Source organism: Bacillus paramycoides (assembly GCF_001884235.1).
Classification (GTDB): domain Bacteria; phylum Bacillota; class Bacilli; order Bacillales; family Bacillaceae_G; genus Bacillus_A; species Bacillus_A paramycoides.
On the sequence record NZ_MAOI01000043.1, the window covers coordinates 1 to 8,095 of the forward strand.

Annotated in this window: 6 protein-coding genes and 3 pseudogenes; 6 read left to right on the forward strand and 3 right to left on the reverse strand. The window is 34.6% G+C overall.

Translation table 11 applies throughout. The features are described 5' to 3' along the window. Nucleotides 1-699: 699 nt before the first annotated feature. The 3 genes from sdaAB to BAU28_RS07475 all read left to right on the forward strand — a co-directional run bounded on the left by sdaAB (nt 700) and on the right by BAU28_RS07475 (nt 3,926). A complete protein-coding gene (gene sdaAB, locus BAU28_RS07465) occupies nt 700-1,398 on the forward strand; it encodes an L-serine ammonia-lyase, iron-sulfur-dependent subunit beta (RefSeq protein ID WP_071718207.1) in 699 nt (232 codons plus the stop codon). Between the two features lie 22 nt (nt 1,399-1,420). Continuing rightward, complete coding sequence (sdaAA, locus tag BAU28_RS07470; RefSeq protein WP_071718208.1) at nt 1,421-2,311, forward strand: L-serine ammonia-lyase, iron-sulfur-dependent, subunit alpha; 891 nt, start codon at nt 1,421-1,423, stop codon at nt 2,309-2,311. A 295-nt stretch (nt 2,312-2,606) separates the two neighbouring features. After that, nucleotides 2,607-3,926, forward strand: coding sequence for an aromatic amino acid transport family protein (locus tag BAU28_RS07475; protein WP_071718209.1), 1,320 nt, complete (start codon nt 2,607-2,609; stop codon nt 3,924-3,926). Between the two features lie 75 nt (nt 3,927-4,001). Here BAU28_RS07475 and BAU28_RS30865 read toward each other — a convergent pair. Next, nucleotides 4,002-4,130, reverse strand: a pseudogene (locus tag BAU28_RS30865) (IS6 family transposase); the annotation flags it as partial. Nucleotides 4,131-4,337: 207 nt separating this feature from the next. Between BAU28_RS30865 and BAU28_RS07485 the strand changes: the two are divergent. Both BAU28_RS07485 and BAU28_RS07490 read left to right on the forward strand, forming a co-directional pair. Beyond that, nucleotides 4,338-5,441, forward strand: a complete 1,104-nt coding sequence (locus tag BAU28_RS07485) for a DUF3626 domain-containing protein (RefSeq protein WP_071718210.1) — start codon at nt 4,338-4,340, stop codon at nt 5,439-5,441. A gap of 190 nt (nt 5,442-5,631) precedes the next feature. Further along, a complete protein-coding gene (locus BAU28_RS07490; RefSeq protein WP_071718211.1) occupies nt 5,632-6,033 on the forward strand; it encodes a DUF6157 family protein in 402 nt (133 codons plus the stop codon). 271 nt (nt 6,034-6,304) lie between these two features. Here the strand turns inward: BAU28_RS07490 and BAU28_RS07495 are convergent. Next, nucleotides 6,305-6,412, reverse strand: a pseudogene (locus BAU28_RS07495) (AbrB/MazE/SpoVT family DNA-binding domain-containing protein); the annotation flags it as partial. Between the two features lie 176 nt (nt 6,413-6,588). After that, nucleotides 6,589-6,966, reverse strand: coding sequence for a hypothetical protein (locus BAU28_RS07500; protein WP_071718212.1), 378 nt, complete (start codon nt 6,964-6,966; stop codon nt 6,589-6,591). A gap of 451 nt (nt 6,967-7,417) precedes the next feature. Between BAU28_RS07500 and BAU28_RS29090 the strand changes: the two are divergent. Continuing rightward, a pseudogene (locus tag BAU28_RS29090) lies at nt 7,418-8,095 on the forward strand (IS6 family transposase); the annotation flags it as partial.

Sequence of the window (8,095 nt, forward strand, 5' to 3'; positions counted from 1 at the left end):
TTCAAAAAGGAAAAGTTTTAAAGAATATCGTTCTATTACTCTTACTCAATTTGGTATGTTCAAATATAAAAAGAAGTTCCTTTTTTCTGAAAATGTATATAGATGCAAAGTATATCATGAATATCCGAAAAGGGTTTTATATTTCATTACTTTATTCCTTTCCATCTACATTAATCATTTATTGCAACAGCTTTCACGTCTAAAATAAGATGTTTCAACAAAGGAAAGTATACGTATCTTTATAATGATTTTCCAATATAATCAAGGTGTTAATAAAAGGAACTCTGTGTTATTTTTGCTTTTCTACTAACTAATACAGCTTCAAACAATGGACACAATTGCTACATGCCAAGTGTAATTTATTATCCATTCAAGATTCTGTTTATTCAATCTTTCGGAAAATAAAAAAATATTAAACTCATAAATATACAAGTTATAATGAGGGCGTCGAGAGATAATCTATTACCTCTAGAGAAAATATCAAACCTAGTTCTGGTGCGAAAATTCTAAAGACCTTGCAAGCAACCTTCTAAAATTGGACATATTGATACGATTACTCTAAGAAAGGTGTGTGATCAGAAGGGAAATTTATTAACACGAAAAATGAAAGCGTTATCAATTTGATCTTATTTTGAATTGGTCATTCTAATAACTTAGATTCAACTGCAATTAAAAATAATAAATTATGGGGGTGCTTATATGAACATGAATGTAGCATCTATTAAAGAAAAAAAGGTTGTTAAATACAAAAGTTGTTTTGATGTGATTGGGCCGGTAATGATAGGTCCTTCAAGTTCACATACTGCAGGTGCTTTGGCTATTGGAACAGTTGCCAATAAATTATTTCAAGGTCTTCCAAAAAAAGTCGTGGTAAGGTATTATGAATCATTTGCTGAAACCCATAAAGGACACGGAACTGATTTTGCAATTATTGCTGGGATATTAGGATTTGCTGCCGATGACAGCAAAGTGCCAGATGCTATTAAAATAGCAGAATCTAAAGGAATTGACATTACCTTTATTGAAAAAGCCGGTGATAGTCCTGCTGGTCATCCAAATACGGCAGATGTATATTTAGAGGATGAAAACCGAGGTATTAGAACGATGGGTATTTCGGTCGGCGGTGGATTAATTGAAGTCAAACATGTTGAAATTGACGGATTTAGCTTAGATCTGCAGGGGCCATTGCCAGTTATTATTGCGATTTCCGAAAGAGCTGACTTTGAATTTGTCTTACGCAGGATCTTTAAACAATATGATGTGGAAATTAACAACTTTCATAGTTTAGAAGAAAACGGAAAATATTTATATGCATTCGCTTTGGATTCGCTATTGCCTGGTAATGTTCAGAAGGAATTAGGAAATTTAAGCAATATAGCTAATCTCATTATTCTATAGTTACATTAAGGGGTGGAAAAATATGTATATGAACATAAAAGAAATTGTGGATGCAGCTAATAAAAGCCAAAAGCCAATTTATGAATTAGCAATCGAACAGGAAATCGAACAAACTAAAACGTCTTATGAAGAAGTTTGGAGTAAAATGGAAAGAAATTTAGCGACTATGGAAAATGCCATAAATAAAAGTATCGAGGGAGACGGGGTATTTTCTCCGACCGGTTTAACCGGAGGTGATGCTGTTAAAATTAAAAACTATCGAGAAAATAGGAAAACTCTTTCTGGAGATTTGATGGTGTTAGGGATTCAAAGTGCTATCGGTGTTAATGAAGTAAATGCTGCATTAGGGGCTATTTGTGCAACTCCAACAGCAGGTGCGAGTGGGACGATCCCGGGAGTCCTATTTAGTATTAAAGATACGTTGCAGTTATGTCATGAAGATATGATCCATTTTCTATTCACTTCAGCGTTATTTGGAACGATAGTCGCAAATAACGCTTGTATTTCAGGAGCGTACGGAGGATGTCAAGCTGAAGTAGGCAGTGCCTCAGCAATGGCGGCTGCAGCAGCGGTAGAAGCTGCCGGAGGAACGCCACAGCAATCTTCTGAAGCTTTCTCAACCGCATTACAAAATTTACTCGGTTTAGTTTGTGATCCGGTCGCTGGTTTGGTAGAAATTCCTTGTGTAAAGAGAAACGCCATTGGAACGGCAAATGCTCTAGCAGCAGCGGACATCGCATTAGCCGGCGTAAACAATATCATCAATGCTGATGAAGTTATTGAAGCGATGTATAGAGTTGGAAGACAGATGCCTCGCGAATTAAGAGAGACAGGTTTAGGAGGAATTGCGGCCACACCTACAGGGATTGCCATTAAAAATAAAATCTTTGGAGAGAAACAATCAAATCAATAAACAGTTATCGGAAATATTGTGAAATAGTTAACAATTCTATTCTCTATTGTTCTCCTAAGGATGTCTGTATATTGAGAGACATTATCACTAAAATATACTACTATATAATTAAAATGTTTTGTAAGCGCTAATAAACCCATCAGATTGATAACTAGCAAATTTTTCGATTTTGATCAACTTAGAAGAAGGGCATACGATGTGGCGCACTTTGTAAGCAACACATTTTTCAAGAATAGCCTATATTCCTAAGCCTTAAAAACAGACGTAAGAATAGGATACAAGGGGGAATTATTATATGAATGGGAATACTGCAAAAAAAATAGAAGTTCAGGCTGAAAATACTGCAGTAAAAAATGAGAAATATCTAGACCCTAAAAAGTGGCATAAACAAGATACTACCTGGGCATTGAGCCTTTTTGGAACAGCAATCGGAGCAGGAGTACTCTTTTTACCTATTAATGCAGGTTCAGGTGGTTTATTATCATTACTGTTAATTACCATACTTGCATATCCTGTTATGTATTACTCACATAGGGCGCTTGCTAAAATGATATATGCTTCCAATTCTGCTGATGAGGGGATTACAGGTACAATAAGAGAGTATTTCGGAAATAAGGCAAGTATCATTTTTAACATAGTATACTTCGTCTCAATTTATACGATCGTGCTAATGTATTCGGTTGCACTTACAAATACTGCAAGTAGTTTTATGGTGCATCAATTGCACATGCAGGAGCCTCCAAGGGCCATTTTATCGCTTGTATTAGTACTCGGTCTTATCGCTATACTAAATTTTGGTCAAGATATCACTGTAAAGATAATGAGCATGCTAGTATATCCTTTCATAGCTTCTCTACTTTTTATCGCAATATCTTTGATTCCACAGTGGAATACGTCAATGCTTAGTTTTTCAAGTGTTTCTACTACTTCAACAGGAACAGGATATTTCGGAACGATATGGATGATACTACCCATCATAGTATTTTCGTTTAATCATTCTCCTATGATTTCGTCATTCGTTATGAAACAGAGAGCTACGTATGGAATAGACGCTACTGATGCCAAGTGTGCTCAAATACAAAAAGTTTGTTATATCATGACATTCGCTGTTGTTATGTTCTTTGTTTGGAGCAGTACTTTAAGTTTGACTCCAGATGATCTTAAGGTGGCAAAAGAACAGAACTTGTCAATCCTATCCTATCTTGCTAATGAGCTTAATTCTCCTGTAATCACTATTGCGGCTCCTATCATTGCGTTTGTGGCTATTACAAAGTCTTTCCTTGGCCACTATATAGGAGCGTATGAGGTAATGCGTGACATGATTATCAAGTCCGGTAAAAAACGTGGGAAAGATATAGGAGAAAAAACAGTTAAGACAATGATTCTTACTTTTGTCGTATTAACATGCTGGTATGTTGCTTATGCAAACCCAAGTATTCTTGGAATCATTGATGCCCTTAGCGGTCCGTTAGTTGCTGCCATCTTATGTTTATTACCAATGTATGCAATTCGTAAAGTGCCAGTACTAGCTAAATATAGAGGGAAAGCGAGCAATGTATTTGTCATTATTATAGGTATCCTTACTGTCCTAGCAAGTATTAAGTCATTATTCTAATTCACTATTGTTGGTTCTCATGCAAAAATAGTGGGATATGAAAAAAGAACGAAAGATTCCTAGCGGAATTGAATTTTATATTGTTAAACCAAAGAAATCATGGTTTTGGACAAACTTCTCATCTTGGAGAGTTTGTCCTTTTTTGATCATATGCATAACTTCTATTCCAGCAATCACTTTTTTAGTTGTTTGCAATGATTTTAACGAACTTCAGCCATTCATCTCCTTCCTCTAAGCGCAGCTGTACAGAGATAATAAAGTCGTTTAAAACATAATAAAGTTGTTTAAAAAACGCCAGTCATGTTATTCAACAATCGGGCCAGATTGTTGAATAACAGAAGAAGGGATTCTATCGGTCAGCACGAATTAAATAAAAAATCAGGTACCCAATGAAAGGAGGTTCATCTATTCATGGAATTATCAATGCCACAAAAATTTGCTTTAGAATATATTACAAGTTATGCCAAGAACCATAAAAATGAAGCTAAAGCAACAATTAATCATATCCTTCAAATGTCTAATATCGATGGTAAAGCATTTAGAAATGCAATCATGAAATTAATGGAAAATGCAAGGGTTGCTTTACACTTTCATCCAGATCGACCCGATTCGTCTATGAAATGTGTTGCTAAAGCACTGCTTGAGCAGGGGACATATAAGAGCCAATTTGAAACGCTTTTATCTAATGGAAGTGTATCCGCTTTGCCTGGCGGTGAACGTGACCTTTGGGAAAAGAGAATTTTTGGAGGAGCTTATCAACTGAAGGATACAACAAATAATCAACGTCCTAAATATGGGGCTCTCAATTTGATGTTACATTCAGATGGGCCATCTCCACGTTTTGGATCTTGCTATTTTCTTCTATACCCAGATGTTTCATATCGCTGCACATTTACGTATATGGATTCGCATCAAGACCCCAGGGAAAAAGGTACATATGAAGAGTTTGATATGATTATGGCTGCACTTTTGGAGGAGACGTTCACAAGAGATTACGCAATTGGTGAAAAAAATTTGACGCCGCCAAAATTAATTAATCATTTGCTAGTTAATCTTGAGAAGCCATTCTTGAATCCGGCAAACAAAGAGCCAGACCGTAATCTTAACCACTATATTGAAGCCCAGATTCATGGTGATATTTCTCTGAAAGAAGACGTGGAAATACTTGTTGCAGATCCTTCATTTAAGGACACGGATGTAGGGCGAGTCCTTGAAGAAATATGCCTGAAGTATTCCATTGATCTTTTCTGGCACTCAGGCTTTGCACTTCTAGTAGATGACGTTCCTGTAGATTTTAGAGGCCCATCAATGCCTTCTCTGGCAAAACGCATTGCACGTAATCATATTTTAGACACGAACATGATTGGAGCTGCTGCAATAGACTTGAAACGTAATCCAGAGTCTTGGAGCGATCGTGGGACCTATAAAGAGGTGCTTCAAGAATTAAAACTCTTGTGGCACGTTTTAGTTAGGTATGGAAAGCCAATTCGAAACTTTAAATTAAACGGCACGTAATTGGATAGAGATAGGTATTCCATTAAACCAGCTAATAAGAAGCATAAGCGTTATTCAGTTAAAGGGCGCTTTTGTTGAAGAGCTTTTTCGAAGTAGATTCCAAAACTTGGAAATCTACTTTTTAGGTATTTGTATAATTGTAAATATTATATATATTTATGAAAAACTGGTTTACTACGGAGGGGGTTATATGAGTTACAAGAACACACTTATTACCATTTCAGAGGATTCAAAAGCTACTTTTGCCATAGTACCTGTCACCAGAAACGGAAAACCTACTATTGCTTCTATTGAATATGATTTAATTAAGAATAATCCTTATAAATTTACACAAGAAGACGTGCAATTTAAAACTTATTTAATCAAAAATCAAATAGAAGAAGAAAATACAGATGAACTGCGAAAACAATTTTTTTCAAAATCTATGGCTTGCTTCAGAGCTTCTCCTTTGGTGAAAAATTATGGTTGGGGAATACACTATAACGATCAAGGGGAAATTGCCATTTATGATGTTAAGAGTGAAATATATAACCAATTGCTTAATCAAGATAAGGTTACTAAATTAAAAGGTATGCGTTTGAAAAGAAAATAAAACAGTATCTTATTATAAATATCCTTTATTAAAGTAAATGGTGCGTTAATTGAATAAGAATTAAGTGATTTTAGGATTGTGATCATATTTTAGTTATTCCATAAAAGGGCGTTTTAATAGAGGGATAATCACAAAAATTATCAAACTTTTTTATAAAAGGATGATTCAATTGAATATAGAAAAAGCGTGTTTTGAACAATCTTTTTTCGAACCACGCTTTTTTTATTTGTTCTTTTATCAAGGTTTATTAAGTTAATTTGATCAAATTTTATTCCAAGGCTACATCTTTTTCTGCGATTCCTAATGTCCTTCTAAGGTCCATGGGAATAACGATACGCCCCAATTCATCTACTTTTCTAGTAATCCCTGTGGATTTCATAAAATCCCACCTTTTATTAGTCTAAACCTTCATATTTATTGTAATATAATTTTACCACGCGGAATAGTGTGATGTACTCATTGGAATATGATTGTAACACATAAGAAAAAGCCTTGCTGTATAAACAAGACCTTGTCACACAATGGTATATCTGGTATCCTCTGAAACACATAAATTTAATTTGTAAGTTCTTTTAGGATTTTCGGCATCCGTTCCTTTTTAAAGACAAACTTGAAAGATTGATTGTCTTTTAAAGTAACTTGAATTGCTCCATTAAGTACACTAGTTAGTTCTTTACATTCCGTTATATCGAAGCGATGAATTCCGATGGCGAGTTGAATGTCCAAATTCATTTGTTGTTTATATACAAGTAATCTTTGGTTTGTTATCACTAAAACAATTGGCATATTCTCTTTAGTGAGCCAAGAAATTTCAGGAAGAAGTTTCATCACCCAATTAGTAGGAGCAGTTCTTCCAGTAAAGACATCGATAATTTGTTCTTTAGGTTCTAAATCATGTTTAACTTTTTCTTGATATTTAACAGAAAGATTCATTTTTATTTCCCTCTCATATTGGAATTTTTAGTTTATTACATAAAGTCTGCCGAATTTAATTTTTTAATCTCTTTTATTAATTCTCTTAACTTCATTTCAAACCCTTCAGATAATCTTTAGGTGAACATCTCCCTTGTACGACAATGATTTATGTATGATTGAACTTTTTTATAAAACTGTATATGTATTCATATGAAAAGAATCAATTTTAATCAATCCTTTTTCAAAATGGATTCCTTTTGTCTTTTATCAAATAAGGAGTTGTAAAGCATTTCTGATTAAACTTTATTCTAAATCTACATGATGACCTCAGGAGAGGGAATCCATACAAGTATCACTGCTCAAGTTGTAAGTGGAATTGGTTCTGGTGCAAAAAATTCAAGGTAATTACAAATCATCTCTAAAACTTGGACATACTGATACTATTACTCTAAATAGGTGTGTGATCGGTATGGAAAAGAAAAATTGGTTCAAATGGAAGCACTATCGGCCTGATATTATCTTATTAACGGTACAACCTAAGTTTTCATGATTTGGTGGAAATGATGGAGGAACGAGGTTTATCCATTTCTCATACAACGATTATGCGTTGGATTCATCAGTATGGTCCTGAATTGGACAAACGGACGTTACCTCAAATAAATAAATGATTCTTGGAGAGTCGATGAAACATATATCAAAGTAAAAGGTCAATGGATGTACCTGTATCGTGCTGTTGATTCGAACGGAAGCACAATCGATTTTTGACTAAGAAAAACAAGGGATCATAAGGCTGCAAGGCGCTTTTTCAAGAAAGCTTTGCGGTCTTTTCATGTTTCAAAGCCACGTGTGATAACAGTCGATAAGAATCCAGCTTATCCTATAGCAATTGAACAGTTGAAAAAAGAAAAAAGCATACCTAATAGTATGCGACTTAGACAACAAAAGTACTTGAATAACATAGTAGAACAAGATCATCGCATTATAAAGAAGCGAATCCGTTCTATGCTAGGTCTTAAATCTTTTGACACAGCTACATCCATTCTTAATAGAGTAGAAGCCATGCATATGATAAAAAAAGAACAGATTACTTTATGGAACCAGTCTGTCCAAAATCAAAAAGAATTCATCCATCAATTGTTTGGACTTG

Coding starts and splice junctions, on each gene's coding strand:
- BAU28_RS07485 (WP_071718210.1), top strand. CDS start 4,338: ATGGAATTATCAATGCCACAAAAATTTGCTTTAGAATATATTACAAGT.
- sdaAB (WP_071718207.1), top strand. CDS start 700: ATGAACATGAATGTAGCATCTATTAAAGAAAAAAAGGTTGTTAAATAC.
- sdaAA (WP_071718208.1), top strand. CDS start 1,421: ATGTATATGAACATAAAAGAAATTGTGGATGCAGCTAATAAAAGCCAA.
- BAU28_RS07475 (WP_071718209.1), top strand. CDS start 2,607: ATGAATGGGAATACTGCAAAAAAAATAGAAGTTCAGGCTGAAAATACT.
- BAU28_RS07490 (WP_071718211.1), top strand. CDS start 5,632: ATGAGTTACAAGAACACACTTATTACCATTTCAGAGGATTCAAAAGCT.
- BAU28_RS07500 (WP_071718212.1), bottom strand. CDS start 6,966: ATGAATCTTTCTGTTAAATATCAAGAAAAAGTTAAACATGATTTAGAA.